The 16,129-nt window shown below is 66.7% G+C and carries 12 protein-coding genes; 5 read left to right on the plus strand and 7 right to left on the minus strand.

The genetic code is table 11. The features are described 5' to 3' along the window. Positions 1–27: 27 nt before the first annotated feature. Together C477_RS07665 and C477_RS07670 are read right to left on the minus strand one after the other, a co-directional pair. Entirely contained in the window at positions 28–447 is a 420-nt protein-coding gene (locus tag C477_RS07665; protein WP_008893892.1) for an EamA family transporter, read from the minus strand. Beyond that, a complete protein-coding gene (locus C477_RS07670) occupies positions 444–866 on the minus strand; it encodes an EamA family transporter (protein WP_008893893.1) in 423 nt (140 codons plus the stop codon). The genes C477_RS07665 and C477_RS07670 overlap by 4 nt, the downstream gene beginning before the upstream one ends. Before the next feature lie 182 nt (positions 867–1,048). On the opposite strand from C477_RS07670, the gene C477_RS07675 reads away from it, so the two are divergent. Both C477_RS07675 and C477_RS07680 read left to right on the plus strand, forming a co-directional pair. After that, positions 1,049–1,594, plus strand: coding sequence for an 8-oxo-dGTP diphosphatase (locus tag C477_RS07675; RefSeq protein WP_008893894.1), 546 nt, complete (start codon positions 1,049–1,051; stop codon positions 1,592–1,594). Positions 1,595–1,798: 204 nt separating this feature from the next. Next, positions 1,799–2,620, plus strand: a complete 822-nt coding sequence (locus tag C477_RS07680; RefSeq protein WP_008893895.1) for a hypothetical protein — start codon at positions 1,799–1,801, stop codon at positions 2,618–2,620. Between the two features lie 29 nt (positions 2,621–2,649). Here the strand turns inward: C477_RS07680 and C477_RS07685 are convergent, their stop codons facing one another. Beyond that, positions 2,650–3,624, minus strand: coding sequence for a quinone oxidoreductase family protein (locus tag C477_RS07685; protein ID WP_008893896.1), 975 nt, complete (start codon positions 3,622–3,624; stop codon positions 2,650–2,652). A 148-nt stretch (positions 3,625–3,772) separates the two neighbouring features. Between C477_RS07685 and C477_RS07690 the strand changes: the two genes are divergently transcribed. The 3 genes from C477_RS07690 (at position 3,773) to gltB (ending at position 11,190) form a co-directional block, all read left to right on the plus strand. Beyond that, entirely contained in the window at positions 3,773–4,549 is a 777-nt protein-coding gene (locus C477_RS07690; RefSeq protein WP_008893897.1) for a YihY/virulence factor BrkB family protein, read from the plus strand. A 64-nt stretch (positions 4,550–4,613) separates the two neighbouring features. Beyond that, positions 4,614–6,095 (plus strand): proline--tRNA ligase, encoded by a 1,482-nt coding sequence (gene proS / locus C477_RS07695; protein ID WP_008893898.1) that lies wholly within the window; start codon positions 4,614–4,616, stop codon positions 6,093–6,095. 514 nt (positions 6,096–6,609) lie between these two features. After that, positions 6,610–11,190, plus strand: a complete 4,581-nt coding sequence (gene gltB, locus C477_RS07700; protein ID WP_193366256.1) for a glutamate synthase large subunit — start codon at positions 6,610–6,612, stop codon at positions 11,188–11,190. Positions 11,191–11,510: 320 nt separating this feature from the next. Here the strand turns inward: gltB and C477_RS07705 are convergent, their stop codons facing one another. From C477_RS07705 to C477_RS07720, 4 genes are all read right to left on the minus strand, one after another. Continuing rightward, positions 11,511–12,125, minus strand: a complete 615-nt coding sequence (locus tag C477_RS07705; protein WP_008893900.1) for a peroxidase-related enzyme — start codon at positions 12,123–12,125, stop codon at positions 11,511–11,513. 92 nt (positions 12,126–12,217) lie between these two features. Further along, positions 12,218–12,643 (minus strand): GIY-YIG nuclease family protein, encoded by a 426-nt coding sequence (locus C477_RS07710; protein ID WP_008893901.1) that lies wholly within the window; start codon positions 12,641–12,643, stop codon positions 12,218–12,220. Between the two features lie 99 nt (positions 12,644–12,742). Beyond that, complete coding sequence (locus tag C477_RS23465) at positions 12,743–14,938, minus strand: hypothetical protein (protein ID WP_152423292.1); 2,196 nt, start codon at positions 14,936–14,938, stop codon at positions 12,743–12,745. A gap of 173 nt (positions 14,939–15,111) precedes the next feature. After that, positions 15,112–16,119: an RAD55 family ATPase gene (locus C477_RS07720; RefSeq protein ID WP_008893903.1), complete on the minus strand. Its 1,008-nt coding sequence runs from the start codon at positions 16,117–16,119 to the stop codon at positions 15,112–15,114. Positions 16,120–16,129 lie beyond the last annotated feature (10 nt).

Raw genomic sequence — 16,129 nt, forward strand, 5'->3', positions numbered from 1 at the left:
GGCAGCCGGCGTCGACTCACGCCGCGGTCACAGCGACATGAGGACGACCGCGAGCACGGCGAAGGCGATCCCTAGCCCCTTCCTGACCGTCAGGGACTCCTCGAGGACGACGATCCCGATGACGGAACTGATCGCGATGAACAGGCCGTAGATCGGGACGACGACGCTCACCGGACCGAGCGCGAGCGCCCGGTAGTAGGCCAGCAGGCCGACGGCGAGGAACGCGCCCCAAACCGCGATGTAGGGCGCTTTCGGATGTGAGAGGTACTGCCACGGAGACGTCCCGCGGTAGGCCATCAGCGCGCCGATCAGCACGGTCATGAGCCCGTTCGACAGGAAGACCGCGGTCGTGCTCGGGATCGACTCCATCGCGATCTTCAGCAGGGGCGCGACCAGACTGTACGTCGCGAACGCCAGCAGGGACAGGACGAGGTGGTTGCGCTTCACTGCTCACCACCCGCGCTACAGACGATCGCGAGGACCGCGCAGCCGATGCCGGCCGCTCGAGTCAGCGTCAGCGTTTCGTCGAGAAACAGGATGCCGATGACCGAACTGCCGACGATAAAGAGTCCGTAAATCGGAACGACGACGCTCACCGGCCCGGCTTCGAGCGCGGCCGTGTACGCCAGGATGCCGACCGTCAGGAAGACGCCGCCGGCGTAGACGTAGCCCGCACCGGACGAGGTCGCGAGGGACGGGTCGGCGGTGCCCGTGGCGACCATCACGACGGTCGCGATCGCGAGGAAGACGAGCGTCGCGAGAAACAGCCCCGGCGCCGCCGGGACGTCCTCCGTGACGTAACTCGTCAGCGGCGCGACCGCGGAGTACGCCAGGAGCGCGACGAGAACCCACACCAGATACTCCATACGGACGCTCGGGGGGAGACACCTTAACGGCTGTCGAAGGCGGCGAGGATTCCCGGGAAGATGACAACAGATGAATGTGGGTACGTGGCATAGTACGCGTCCGCCAACGGGCGGAGCATCGGACAGCGGGCCCGTTCGCTCGAGTGCGGGCGCTTTATCCCGACCGGGTCGAACGATGGCGTATGACCGAGACGACGCTGTGTTTTCCGCTGCGGAGCCGCGAGGTCGACGACGGCGCGACAGGCGACGGCGAACCGACCGCGACCGACGAGGTGCTCCTGATCGAGAAACGTCGGGGGCTCGGCGCAGGCTGGTACAACGGCCCCGGCGGCAAACTCGAGGCCGGCGAGACGCCCTGCGAGTGTGCGGTCCGCGAGACCCGCGAGGAGGTCGGCCTCGAGGTCGATCCCGCAGCCCTCGAGAAGGCGGGCGAACTCGCGTTCGTGCTCGACGGGACGGAACACACGTTCTGTCACGTCTATCGGACGCGATCGTTCGCCGGCGAACCGACCGTCAGCGAGGAGGCCCGGCCGGAGTGGATCCCCGTCGACGAGGTTCCCTACGACCGGATGTGGGACGACGATCACCTCTGGCTGCCGGGCGTCCTCGAGGGACGGACGGTCGCCGGCGAGTTCCGGTTCGAGGGCGGCACGCCGCTCGACGAAGCCGAGTTCGTCGATCACGACCTCGAGTGGGACGTCGACCTCGAGGCGACTTCCGACGACTGAAATCCGTAACTCGACGGCCGGCGTCCGTGGCCGGTCGATCGTCGCTCCAACCGATTCTCCCCTCGAAATGATACCGAACTATTCTTTCTCGGAAAAGTGTACTTCCACCGGAGGAGGGCTGTAACCGCTCCGGACGATACGGACCCCGATTTGAGTATCGCGTGATTACTCTTCTATCCGTTCGTGGACGGTCGACCCGAGAGTATGACCGAGACGACGCCTCGGCGGACGTTCGTCGCAGCGGTTGTCGGCACCGTGGGCGCACTCGCGGGCTGTCTGGGCGAGACCCACGAGGACAGCGAGGAGAGTACCGAGGACGGAATCTTCCGAGATACCGTATCGGGACAGTCCGCTGATAGAAACAACGCGAACGAGGCGACGGACGACGGGGGCGATGACGAGTCCGACGGGAGCGATGACGGCGGAGAGACAGACGGCTCCGACGGCGCGGACGAGGACGACGGCCCCGACGAAACGAACGAATCGGAGAGCGACGGCGGAGCGGATGAAGACGACACTGACGACGGATCGGATGAGGACGACGGCGAAGCGGACGAAGAGGGAGACGACGGTGAGGAAGACGATAGCAGTGCGGACGAAGACGAGAGCGATACCAGCGAGGACGATTCGGACGAAGACGGTGGCGAAGAGACGAACGCTGAAGAGGGCGACGGCGATGGCGGGGGCGGTTCGGAAGACGACGACGGGAGCGACGGCGATGGCGGGAACGGTTCGGAAGACGACGGGGGCGACGGCGAGACGAGCGACGACACTGATGGTGGAGACGGCGATGACACTGACGCGGAGCCCACGGACGACGGCGGATCATCGGACGAGGAGACGGATGATGGAGACGGATCATCTGACGATGACGGGTCGTCCGAAACGGACGATGGAGACGGATCGTCTGACGATGGAGACGCCACAGACGAAGGGGACGGCACAGACGATGGAGACAGCACAGACGATGGGGAGAATACGGACGACGAAACCGACGACGGAGAAGACTCGAACGACTCCGGATAGTCAGCGCTTCGCCGCCGTTCGATCGGCGCTTACGGCTTCAGCACGACTTTCCCGGAACTCTTGCGGTCCTCGATGTACTGGTGGGCCTCGGCGGCGTCCTCGAGCGCGAACGACTCGCCGAGGATCACCTCGAGGTCGCCGCTGGTCAACCCCTCGGTGAGCTCGGGAACGGCCGCCATGACCGTACTCGGGTCGTGAACGGAGGCCTGACCGAGGTGGAATCCTTTGACGGTCTTGTTCTCGAAGAGTAGGCGTCGGTTCTGGACCTCAGCGGGGACGCCGCTGGCGACGCCGAAGGTGACCATCCGGCCGAAGTGGGCCATCGCGTCGAGGCTGCGCTCGAAGACGTCGTCGCCGACGCTCTCGAGGACGAGGTCGACCCCTTCGCCGTCCGTTTCGTCGTCGACGACGTCGCGGAAGTCCGTCTCCGTGTAGTTGATCGGGTGGTCACAGCCCAGGTCGGCGGCGAGATCCAGTTTCTCCTGGGTGCTCGCGGTTCCGAAGACCTCCGCGCCGTGGTTCGAGGCGAGTTGCACGGCGGCCGTCCCGACCCCGCCCGCGGCGGCCTGGATCAGGACCGACTCGTCCTCCTCGAGGCCGCCCCACTCGAACAGACAGCAGTGGGCGGTGAGAAACTGGACGGGGAAGCCGGCGGCCTCCTCGAAACTCGTCCCCTCGGGTACGGGAAAGAGCATCGCGGCGTTGGCGGTCGCATACTCCGCGTAGCCGCCGGTGTCGAGCATCGCGACGACGCGGTCGCCCTCGGAGACGTCGTCGACGCCCTCGCCGACCGCGTCGACCGTCCCCGCGGCCTCCATCCCCGGGACGTAGGGCGCGTCGGGACCGTCCGGATAGACCCCGCGGCGCTGCATGATGTCCGCGAAGTTGATCCCCGCTGCCTCGACCTCGATGCGGACCTCGCCCGCGTTTGGCTCCGGCAGGTCTGCGTCGACGACCTCGAGTGCGTCGCTGTCGCCGTACTCAGTGACTTCGATCGCTTTCATACCGAATGCGTGTACCGGTGTCGCACACATAACGCTGTCAGAACCGGATGAAACCGAGGGAGCGTTCATCGTCGTCGAGAGGGAAACGAACCGAGACGGTTGCGACTGCCACGAGCGGGTTCAACTGGGCGGCCGTCGTACGACGGCTATGTCGACCGTCGGCTCCGTCGTCGCTCTCGCGAGGGATCGGAATCTCACGTTTCTGGCCGCGGGGATCGCCTACTACGCGTTCGTCTCGACAATACCGTTGCTGTTGCTCGCCGTGACGATCGCCTCGTTCGTCGGTGGACAGGCGCTGGCCGATCGCGTGGCCAGCATGCTCAGTCAGCAACTGTCGTCTTCGGGACAGCAGATGGTGTCGCAGGCGCTGACCGACCCGTCCGGCCGGGCGGCCGCGTCCGTGGTCGGGTTCCTCGCGCTGGCGTGGAGCGCCCTGAAGCTCTTTCGCGGTCTCGATCAGGCGTTCGACGAGGTGTACGCGGACGCGGTCGACGCGTCGCTCCTGGGCCAGATCCGGGACGCCATCGTCGCCGTCGTCGGGATCGCACTCGCCGTCGCGCTCGTCGTCGCCGTCGGCGTTGCGCTCTCAATACTCAGCCTGCAAATCCCGTTCGCCAACGTGATCGGAACGCTCGTGTTGATCGTCGTCCTGACGATCGCGTTTCTGCCGATATACTACGTGCTTCCGCCGGCGAGCGTCTCGATATCGGAAGTGCTCCCGGGCACGATCATCGCCGCGATCGGTTGGGTACTCCTGCAGGTCGGGTTCCGGATCTACGCGGCCAACGCCGGCCGGTACGCGGCTTACGGCGTGATCGGCGCCGTCCTGCTGTTCGTCACGTGGCTCTACTTCGGCGGTATCGTGATACTGCTTGGTGCGGCGGTAAACGCCGTCCGTCGGGGAGCGACGGCGGAGACGAGGTAGGTGCTCACGACCAAGCGTCCGGCCTTCGCATGGTTTAAGACCGCGCTGACTGGATGACGTACCAATGAGCGACGAGAGCCAGGAACTCGGAATCACCGAGTCGAAATCGCACAAACCCGGCGAGTGGTACGCCGAAGTCGTCCAGAAGGCCAACCTCGCGGACTACGCGCCGATGGGCGGCTTCATCGTCACGAAGCCCCGCGGCTACGCGCTGTGGGAGGGTATTCAGGACGCGCTCGACGGCTGGTTCAAAGAGACCGGCGTCGACAACGTCTACTTCCCGCTGTTCATCCCCGAGTCCTTCCTCGAGCGCGAGAAGGACGTCGTCGAAGGGTTCGACCCCGAAGTGGCGTGGGTGACTCAGGGCGGCCACGAGGAACTCGAGGAGCGGCTGGCGGTCCGTCCCACGAGCGAGTCGATCATCGCGCCCTTTATGGCCGACTGGGTCCGCAGCCACCGCGACCTGCCCCTGCGGCTGAACCAGTGGTGCTCCGTGGTGCGGTGGGAGGCCACCGAGACCAAGCCCTTCTTCCGGACGAAGGAGTTCATGTGGCAGGAGGGCCACACCGCCCACGCCTCCGACGAAGGCGCCTGGGATGAGGTCTGGACCCGACTGGGCCAGTACGAAGACCTCTACGAGGACGTGCTCGCGATTCCGGTGCTGCGCGGCAAGAAGCCCGAGCACGACAAGTTCCCCGGCGCGGACACGACGACGACCGTCGAGGCCTTGATGCCCGACGGCAAGTCCGTTCAGGGCGGCACCAGCCACAACCTCGGCCAGAGCTTCGCCGAGGCGTTCGACATCACCTTCGCCGACGAGGACGAGGAAGAACGGACGGCCTACACCACCTCGTGGGGCGTCTCCTGGCGCGCGATCGGGGCGCTCATCATGACCCACTCCGACGATCAGGGGCTCGTGCTCCCGCCGACGATCGCACCCACACAGGTCGCCATCGTCCCCATCTGGCAGGAAGACACCAAGGAGGACGTCCTCGAGTACTCCGAGAACATCGCCGACGAACTCGAGGACGCCGGCTTCCGCGTCGAACTCGACGACCGCGACGAGCGCAATCCCGGCTTCAAGTTCAACGAGCACGAGCTCAACGGCGTTCCCCTCCGGCTGGAGATCGGCCCCTACGAGGTCGAAGACGAGGAGGTCACGATGGTCCACCGACCGGACAACGAGGAGTCCGTCGAGGACCGCGACGAAATCGTCGAGAGCGTCGACGAACACCTCGACGAGATCTACGACAAGCTCTACGAGACGGCCGAGGAGAACCTAGAAGAGAACATCCGCGAGGCCCACAGCCCCGAGGAGATCCTCGGAACGATCGGCAAACACGGCGGCTACGTGAAGACGCCGTGGTGTGGCGACGAGGCCTGCGAGGAGGCCATCAAGGAGAAGATCGCCGCCGAGATCGTCATGCAACCGCTCGAGGACGTGGGCGGGCACTCGAGCGGCGAGGTGCCCGAACCCGAGCACGACGAGTGCGGCGTCTGCGGCGATCCCGCCGACGAGATCGCCTACTTCGCGAAGTCGTACTGATCGCGGATCGGGTCGCCGTCCGCTTCGGTCTGTTACTCACGTTCCGCTCGGACGGCGTACTCTCGTCGACTCGAGGCGGAATTCGATTCTCGATCCGCAGTTGGTTCAAGTGAATTCGGTAGCGGGGCTGCCTGCGAATAGCGAACAGGTATATCCATCCGAACCTAACTCTTTAACCGAATCTTCCTTACGGAAAGAGTGAGTACGAACGGATGTGGTGTTCACTCTGGTGGGTGAGCACTACGTGCCTCTGACACTGCTGCCCTGCCCGGGCAGCGATCCTTTCCCGCTGGAGAACGTCGTTTTTCGAGGACAGTAGCCGCTTTGTAGAGACGAGTTTCGCGCACCAATTTTGGCGTTGGACGCCCGGAACGCGTCCTCATCGACGGATTGGCCTGATCTATAATGATACTTGTATAGTATGGGAATAGACCTTATATCCGGCTATATGTGTTTATAATACACTTAGCCATAATGGGTCAGTCTCTTATAGCAGTTCTCGTAATGAGGGTGTATGTCACAGCCACAGATAGCGTCATCCGCCGAGCGTTCGCGGGGGCTTGTAGACCCCGCAGACGAACGGTCGAACTGCGGCGTTGGCGTCGTCATGGACCTCGATGGGGATGGGGGACACGACGTCGTCGCCGACGGATTGGAACTACTCGTCAACCTCGAACATCGCGGGACCACCGGCGCGGAGAAAAACACCGGCGACGGCGCAGGTATCATGCTGCAGCGACCTGACGCCTTCTTCGAGGACGTTCTCGAGACCGATCTCCCCGAGCTCTATGCCGTCGGATCGCTCTTTTTGCCCCAAGACGATGCGGCCCGGGCGGCGCTCGTCTCGCTCGTCGAGGAGTCGCTTTCGACCTACGATCTGGAGGTGCTCGAGTGGCGGGACGTCCCGACGGATAACGCGGACCTCGGGAAGACCGCCGTCGATTCCGAACCGGACGTCCGGCAGGTCGTCGTCGCTCCCGAGGACGACGTCGATCGGGAGACGTTCGATCGACGCCTCTACGTCGGTCGACGAGCCCTCGAGAACGCCGTTGAGCAACGTGCTCGCGGAGACGCCGTCGAGGACGTCGATCCGAAGTACTACGAGCGCTTCTACGTCGTCTCGCTCGATTCGAAGACGATCGTCTACAAGGGGCTGCTGAAGGGCGTTCAGGTCCCCTCCTACTATCCCGACCTGACCGACGAGCGCATGGAGTCGACGTTCGTGATGGTCCACGAGCGGTTCTCGACGAACACGCTCGGCGCTTGGCANCTCGCCCACCCCTACCGGAACATCATCCACAACGGCGAGTTCAACACCATTCAGGGCAACATCAACTGGATGCGAGCCCGCGAGACCGACATCGAGAGCGACGTACTCTCCGATCTCGAGGCGGTCAAGCCGATCATCGACGATCCTGATCAATCCGACACCGCGAGCGTCGATAACGCGCTCGAACTGCTGATGCAGGACGGTCGGGACTTAGCGCACGCCCTGCGGATGCTCGTCCCCGAGGCCTGGCGCGGCGACGACGCGATGGATCCCGATCGGAAGGACTGGTACGACTTCCACGCCTCGCTCGTCGAGCCGTGGGACGGCCCTGCACTGGTCGCGGCGACCGACGGCGAACGCGTCGGCGCCGTCCTCGACCGCAACGGCCTGCGCCCCTGCCGGTACGACGTCACGTCCGACAACCGTCTGATCATGGCCAGCGAGGCCGGCGCCCTCGATACCGACCCCGAAAACATCGAGGAACGAGGCCGCCTTCAGCCCGGGCAACTCTTCCTCGCCGACCCCAACGAGGGCCGGGTTATCCCAGACGAGGAGGTCTTCGACGACCTCACTGACGACCGCTACGGCGAGTGGGTCCAACAGGAACAGGTCCACCTCGACGACATCCGGACGACCGACGACAGCGCGCCCCGGCAGTCGGTCGACGACCTGCGCGACTACCAGGCCGCCTTCGGCTACACCCACGACGAACTCGAGAACCTGATCGAGCCGATGATGCAGAAGGGGAAAGATCCCGTCGGCTCGATGGGCGACGACACGCCGCTGTCGGTCCTGACGGAGTTCAACCGACCGCTGTTCTCCTACTTCAAGCAGCTATTCGCGCAGGTCACCAACCCGCCACTGGACTACATCCGCGAGGAACTCGTCACCTCGATGGAGTCGCGGCTCGGCTACCAGCGCAACCTGCTCGACGAGTCGCCCGAGCACGCCCGCCAACTCGTGCTCGACTCGCCGATCCTGACCGACGCCGAACTCGAGTCGATCCGCGACTGCGAGGCCAACGCCATCACGGCCGCAACGATCGACATCACCTACGAGCCCGAACGCGAGGAGTCGGGCGACGACCTCCGCGACGCGATCGAACGCGTCCGCGAGGACGCCGTCGAGGCGATCGAAGACGGACACGACGTGATCGTCCTGTCCGACCGGAGCGTCGACGAGGATCGGGTCGCGATCCCGAGCCTGCTGGCGACGGGCGGCGTCCACCACCACCTCGTGCGCAACGGGCTGCGCAACCACGTCGGCCTCGTCGTCGAATCGGCCGACCCGCGCACCGTCCACCAGTTCGCGACGCTGGTCGGCTACGGCGCCGGTGCGGTCAACCCGTACCTCGCCTACCAGACCATCGCGGACATCACCGCCGGCGAGGACGGCGCGGACACCGAGGTCGCCATCGACGCCTACGTCGGCGCCGTCGAGGACGGCCTGTTGAAGATCATGGCCAAGATGGGGATCTCGACGGTCGAGAGCTACCAGGGCGCCCAGATCTTCGAGGCCGTCGGACTCGACAGCGACCTCGTCGAGGAGTACTTCGAGGGCACCGAGAACCGCACCGAAGGGATCGGCCTCCCCGAGATCGAGGCCGACCTCCGCGAGCGCCACGAGACCGCCTTCGTCGACGAGGACGATCCGAACCTCCAGCGACAGGGCGAGTTCGAACACCGCTCGGGCGGCATCCACCACCAGTGGAACCCCGACACCGTCGGCGCGCTCCAGCAGTCCGTGCGCTCGAACGACTACGAGCGCTACCAGGAGTTCGCCGAGAAGATCAACGATCAGCAACAGAACCTCCAGACACTGCGCGGGCTGCTCGAGTTCGATTCCGACCGCGAGTCGATCCCGGTCGAGGACGTCGAGCCGATCAAGGACATCGTCGAGCGGTTCTCGACGGCCGCGATGAGCCTCGGGAGCCTCTCGCCGGAGGCCCACGAGAACAACTCGATCGCGATGAACCGGCTGGGCGGCAAGTCCAACTCCGGCGAGGGCGGCGAGCCCCCGGAGCGGTTCGACACCGAACGCGAGTGTAACGTCAAGCAGGTGGCCTCGGGCCGCTTCGGCGTCACCTCGACGTACCTTTCGAACGCCGACGAGCTCCAGATCAAGATGGCCCAGGGCTCCAAGCCCGGCGAAGGCGGCCACCTCCCAGGCTCGAAGGTCAACGAGATGATCGCCCACGTCCGCAAGTCCACGCCCGGCGTCGGGCTCATCTCGCCGCCGCCGCTGCACGACATCTACTCCATCGAGGACCTCAAACAGCTGATCTTCGACCTCAAAGCGGCCAACGAGGAGGCCGATATTAACGTCAAACTGGTCAGCGAGGCCGGCATCGGCACGGTCGCCGCCGGCGTCGCCAAGGCCAACGCCGACGTGGTCCACATTTCGGGCCACGACGGCGGCACCGGCGCCTCGCCGCGCACCTCGATCAAGAACGCTGGCCTCCCGTGGGAGCTCGGTCTCGCGGAGGCGAACCAGATGCTCTGTGCGACTAGCCTGCGCGACCGCATCCGCGTCTCCGCGGACGGTGGCATGAAGACCGGCCGCGACGTGGCCGTCGCCGCGCTGCTGGGCGCCGAGGAGTACGTCTTCGGGACCGCCTCGCTCGTGACGAGCGGCTGCGTGATGGCCCGCCAGTGTCACAAGAACACCTGCCCGGTCGGCGTCGCCACCCAGCGCGAGGACCTGCGCAAACGGTTCCCCGGCGAGCCCGAGCACGTCATCAACTACATGACGTTCATCGCCCAGGAGCTGCGCGAACTCATGGCCGAACTCGGCTTCGAGACCATAGACGAGATGATCGGCCAGGTCGACGTGCTCGAGCAGCGCGACGACGTCGACCACCCGAAGGCCCGCAACGTCGACCTCTCGGAGGTCCTCGCGGACCCCGGCAGCGACGTCCGCCGGAAGATCCGCGAGCAGGACCACGAACTCGAGGACCAGCTCGACCGCGACCTGATCGAGGCCGCGGCCGACGCGATCGAGGACCAGGAGCCGGTCAACCTCGAGACCGAGGTCACGAACGTCGACCGCACCGTGGGCGCGATGCTCTCGAACCGCATCACCAGCCGCTACGGCGAACCCGGCCTTCCCGAGGATACCATTACGGTGGACCTCGAGGGCACCGCCGGCCAGAGCTTCGGCGCGTTCCTGGCCAGCGGCGTCTCGATGCACCTCGATGGCAGCGCCAACGACTACGTCGGCAAAGGACTCTCGGGCGGCAAGATCACGATCCGCACGCCCGAGACGGCCGGCTACGATCCGACGGAGAACATCTCGATCGGTAACGTCGCGCTCTACGGCGCGACCGACGGCCAGCTGTACGTCAACGGCGTCGCCGGCGAGCGCTTCGCCGTCCGCAACTCCGGCGCCAAGGCCGTCGTCGAGGGCGTCGGCGACCACGGTTGCGAGTACATGACCGGCGGCGTCGTCGCCGTGCTCGGCGAGACCGGCAAGAACTTCGCCGCAGGGATGTCCGGTGGCGTCGCCTACGTCTACGACCCCGACGGCGAGTTCGAAGCGAAGGCCAACACCGGCATGGTCTCGCTGCACGACACCCTCGAGGAGAAAGACGAACAGATGCTGCGCCGACTCGTCGAGAACCACGTCGCCTACACCGGCTCCGAGCGGGGCGAACTCCTGCTCGAGAACTGGGAGCGCGCGCTCGACGCCTTCGTGAAGGTCATGCCCGAGGCCTACCACGAGGCGATCACCGAGCAGGGCAGCGACGACGTCCGCGAGGAACTCCCCGGTGCGCCCGACGTGGCCGCCGAGGCCGAGTCGACCAGCTTCGCAGCGAGCGACGACTGATCGGCTCTCGGACCGTTCGATCCACTGTTTCTGCTGTTCCGACTACCGGTAGTCGGTAATACGGTTTTGCTATTCAGAGTGAAAGCCGGAACGCGCGTTCAGGACAGGCGGTCTGCAGAAGGTTCCGACCCAAATTGAATCTGCGGTGGCGCACGCTGTCGATCGGTCCGAACGACTGTGAGGGCCGATCGATGGAGTCGTGCGAGGGACGAGGACCGCAATCGGTTGGGGAGGGCGTGGCGATTCCCTGTTGCCACGATAGCAGGGCGCTTTTCACCGCCAACACACTCGAGTACGCCGTTCAACGCAGACAGTCACAGTCACTCTCGTCCGAGCGTGTGGAATTCCTCGTTGGGACGCATATCGGCGAACATCGCCAGCCGGTTGCTCAGGTTGTAGAACGCGGTCACGGACGCGATGTCCCAGCACGCTTCCTCGTCGAACCCCGCCTGACGGAGCGCCTCGAGGTCGCCCTGCTCGACCTCGGTCGGCCGCTCGGTGAGTTTCACCGCGACGTCGAGCATCGTGCGGTGTGCGTCGTTGATGTCTGCGGTTCGGTAGTTCGCGACCAGTTGGTCCGCGAGGAGCGGATCCTCGGCGTAGATCCGCACGAGCGCACCGTGGGCGACGTTGCAGTAGTAGCAGTGGTTGACGCCCGAGACGGCGACGACGATCATCTCGATCTCCTCGCGCTCGAGGGCCGTGTCCTCGACGAGGGCGTCGTGGTAGTCGAAGAACGCGCGGAAGTGCGAGGGCTTGTACGCCATCGCCGCGAAGACGTTCGGCGTGAACCCCGCCCGCTCGGTCTCGTCCGCGATGCGTTCCCTGAGGTCGTCGGGAAGTTCCTCGAGGTTGGGGACCGGGAACCGTTCCATCGCGTCGTCGCGCAGTTCCGGATCGACGGCATCGTCGGTCTCGGTGTCGGATTCGGTCATGGGTACCGTTCCACACGTATTCACATAACTCGCGGTGGCGGTTCGCAGTCGGGGTCTCGGTCGCGATTGCCGCTCGCCGCGGCAACAGCGGGCTACTCGAAATACGGGCGACCGCCTTCGGCGAGCGCCGCCTCGCGAACGCCCGCAGCGTCGGCGCTCGGAGCAGTCAGCAGGTGCCCCGCACAGTCGCAGTCCGACGCCCCGAAGCCGTCGACCTGCTCGCCCGGCAGCGACGCCGCGAGTTCGCACTCCCGGTCGTCGTCGGGGAACGCGACCGCGCTCTCGAGGCGCGTCTCGCGGTGGCCGAGCAAATAGTCGATGTGCCAGTGTCGCGTGTCGCGCTCGCCGCGGGCGAGTTCGCGGTGGCGGTCGATCCGGCCGAAGCCGCCGGGACCGAACGCGCTGCCGACGTAGGCGTAGGCCCCGGCGTCGAACTCGCGTTCGCCCAGCGCGCCGACCTCGAGGGTCGTCGCTCGCGGGACGTCGACGACGAGCACGTAGGTGCCGCTCTCGCTCATGGTCGAGCGTCGGGCCCGAAGCGCTAAAAACGAGGTCGGTTCGGTTCGAAACGCGGTCGAGTCGGATCGACTCGAGGCGGACGGAGACGGAAGCGGCCGTTAGCGATCGCGATCCTGCTCGTCGTCCCGCGGAACGGGATCGTTCTCGTGGACGTGCCGTCGGCTGTCCATGTCCTCGTCCTCGCGCTGGCTCTGCTGGCGCTCGTCGCCACCGCCGGGGAGCCCCTGACTCGACTGGTCGCCGCGGTCGGTCGAGGAGGGCTGCTCGCGCTCGCGGTTCCAGTCGCGGTTGTGGCCCTGCTCGCCGCGGTCGTCGGCGCGCCGGGACGCCTGATCGTTCGGGCTCCGGTACTTCCGGCCGAACTCAGGTTCGTCGGTCCAGTCACCCTGCTCGGAGCGCCGGCTCTGGGGCTGGTGCTCGAGGCCGCCACCGGACCGATTCTCGGGCTGGTATTGCTCGGGGGAACCGGTATCGCTCCGACCGCCGGTCCGTTGGCCGCCGCCCTGCTGTGCGCGGCCGGCGCGGGGCTGGCCGTGCTGGCCCTGGTGTTGCTGGCCGCGTTGACCCTGGCTCTGCTGGTTGTACTGGCCCTGACCGCGATCGGACTGTTGCCCCCGACCTTGTTCGTCGCGCCGAGCGTCGTCCTGCCGGGCCTCGTTACGACGCTCGTGGCCGCGCTGGAAGCCCTGCTGGCTGCCGCCCTGTTGAGCGGCGTCGCCGCGGCCGCGCTGGCGCCGCTGATCCTGCTGCTGGCCCCGATAGCCGCGCTCGCGACGGTCCTGCTGGTTCTGTTGGTCCTGCATCTCCGTCGCGCCGCGGGGCATCCGTTCGTTGATTCCGCGTTCGCGCCCGCCCTGCTGATCGGGGCGACGCTGCTGGCCGCTCGTCTGTTGGGGTTGCTGGCCCCTCTGCGGCTGGGACTGCTGGCTTCCCATCTGTTGAGGTTGCTGGCCTCCCTGCGGTTGGGACTGCTGGCGCTCGTGGCGGGCCTCGCCGCCGTACTGGAGGTTCGACTCCCGAATCGCGTTGGTTTCGAACCCGCTCTCCTGACTGCCCTGCTGGGACTGGCCGCGCTGGCCCTGTTGTCGTCCCGTCTGCTGGCGGTCCTGCCGCCCGCGCTGTTGACCGCCCGTCTGCCGTCCGCGTTGGCCGCCCATCTGCTGGCGATCTCGCTGGCCGCCCATTCCTTGGTGACCGCGCTGCTCGTTCATTCCTTGTCGACGCTGCTGACCGCCAGTCTGTTGCCGGCGCTGCTGACCGCCGGTCTGTTGCTGGCGCTGTTGACCGCGCTGCTCTCGTCGGCCTTTGGGGGGCTGGGACTGGGCGCCACTCTGTCGCCGGCGCGCTTCGGCGCCGTACTCGAGGTCCGCCTCGTCGCTCACGTCGGGTTCGAACTGGCTCCCGGGCTGGCGCTGGCGTTCGCGGCGGGACTGTTCGGAGCCGCCATGGTGCTCGTACTGGCCGGTTCGCTCGCGACCCTGCCCCTGCTGGCTGCGCTGTTCGTATCCCCGGGACCCCTGCTGCGGCGACTGTCGTCCTCGCTGTCCGCGCTGTGGCTCGCCCGTTCCCTGACGGCCCTGCTGGCTGCGTTGTCCCTGTTGGCCGCGCTGTCGACCGCCCATCCGTTGGCTCTGCTGGCCGCCCATCTGTCCGCGCTGTGGCTCGCCCATTCGCTGGCGGCCCTGCTGGCCCTGCTGTTGGGGTTGACCCTGCTGACCCTGTCGGCCGCTCCGACGCTGTTGGTCGCCCATCTGCTGGGGCCGCTGCCCGCCCTGCGGCTGGGACTGCTGGCGCTCGTGGCGCGCCTCGCCGCCGTACTGGAGGTTCGACTCCCGAATCGCGTTGGTTTCGAACCCGCTCTCCTGACCGCCCTGCTGGCCTCGGTCGCCCCGATTCTGCTGGGGCTGTCCGCGTTGGCCCTGCTGACCGCCCATCTCGCGACCCTGCTGGCCGCGCTGCGTTCGCTCGCCGCGGCCGGCCTCCTCGCGGCGACCCCGCTGTCGGTCCCCGCCGGCCGACTGGCGGCCGTAGTCCGGTTCGCCGGCGGTCCCGCGGACGTCTTCCTCCGAACTGTGCCACTCCTCCGAGCGGCCTCGAGAAGCCTCCTCGGAACGGTCTCGAGACGGGCCGTTCGCGCCCGTGTCCTCACTGCCGCCACGGCTGTAGAGTCCGTGTACCCAGCCGCGGTCGTGGTGCTGTCGTCCCTCGGACTCGCGATACCGATCGTCTCGCTCGGCGTCGCTCGAGCGGTCGGTGCCTCGGTCTCGTCGGTCGCGGTCGTATCGGTCGTTCATGGCTGTGACTGTGGTGGCGCTGTGGTCGCTCGGTGGTCACTCGTCTCGATTCCTGGCCATGCGCTGCCGGCCGGTCGCGCGCGGCCGGCACCGCGGTGCTGTCGACATCGTGTGCTGGACCGTCCGGGCGGATAAAAGGAAAGCGCGCGCTAGCGTGCACGCGCTCGAACGTGTCAGCGCCGCTCCCGAACGCCCTGCATTTCCCGCGACGGCGGGCCGCCGGGCGTCGCCTGTCCGGCGGTCTCCACGACGGACGCGAGGAGGCCCCGAACCGGTTCGTACTCGTAGGTGATCCACTGGGGGAGAAAGCGGGCGCCGGTGAGCTTCCGGACGCCCAGCTGGCGGAGTCGCGTGTCGGGCTCGAGGTGATCGGCCAGCCGCAGGTCGACGACGCCGTCGAAGACCGATTCGTCCATCGTGACACCTTCGTCGCCGGCCGTCCAGCCGCCGAAGATCGGCACGTACCGCGCCTTGCAGACCGTCGCCCGCGTCTCGGTGACGAACTCGTGGACGTGGTCCGTCTCGAGGCCGCGAGCGAGTTCACTCAGCGAATCGATCGCGACCAGCCCGGTCTCGGTCATCTCGAGGTCGTCGAGCGCCGCGTTCAGCTCCCGCAGGATCGGCTCGACGTCGGTCGGCTCCTCGATCGGGACGATCGAGTCGGCGGCGGCCTCGCCGACGAACTCGATCCATTCGCCGCGGTGGTCGCGGAACGCGTCGCGATCCGCGAGCCGGTGGGTGAAGCAGTCGACGAGCCGGAGGCGGTCGTCCTCGAGGGCCGGCAGGACGTTCCAGCCGTTCTCGAAGAAGCGCTCGAGGACCGCCGCCGGCGGCGTGGTCGCGGTCAGGATGACGGCCGGCTCGCCGCGCTCGATGGCGCGCCAGACGAGTTCGGTCAGCAGTTCGCTCCGGCGGGTCCCCGCCTCTCCCGACAGACAGACGAACGAGTCGGCGGGGACGCCGTTCGGTACCAACGAGTCGAGGGGCTCGACGCCCGTAACGATGCGCTTGTACGCGCTCGGATCGGGCACCTCGTCTCCGTCCTTGCCGGCTTCGAGACAGGTCGTCGAACAGAACTGCCCGTCGTCGGTCTCGTCGGGTTCGCCGGGGATCGGATAGTGACAGTGGTCGCACTCGAGAGGATACTCGGGAGAGCGCTCCGGCCGCTGTTGTGACGTCATGGGTACCGTC

This window comes from Haloterrigena salina JCM 13891 (assembly GCF_000337495.1).
Lineage (GTDB): Archaea > Halobacteriota > Halobacteria > Halobacteriales > Natrialbaceae > Haloterrigena > Haloterrigena salina.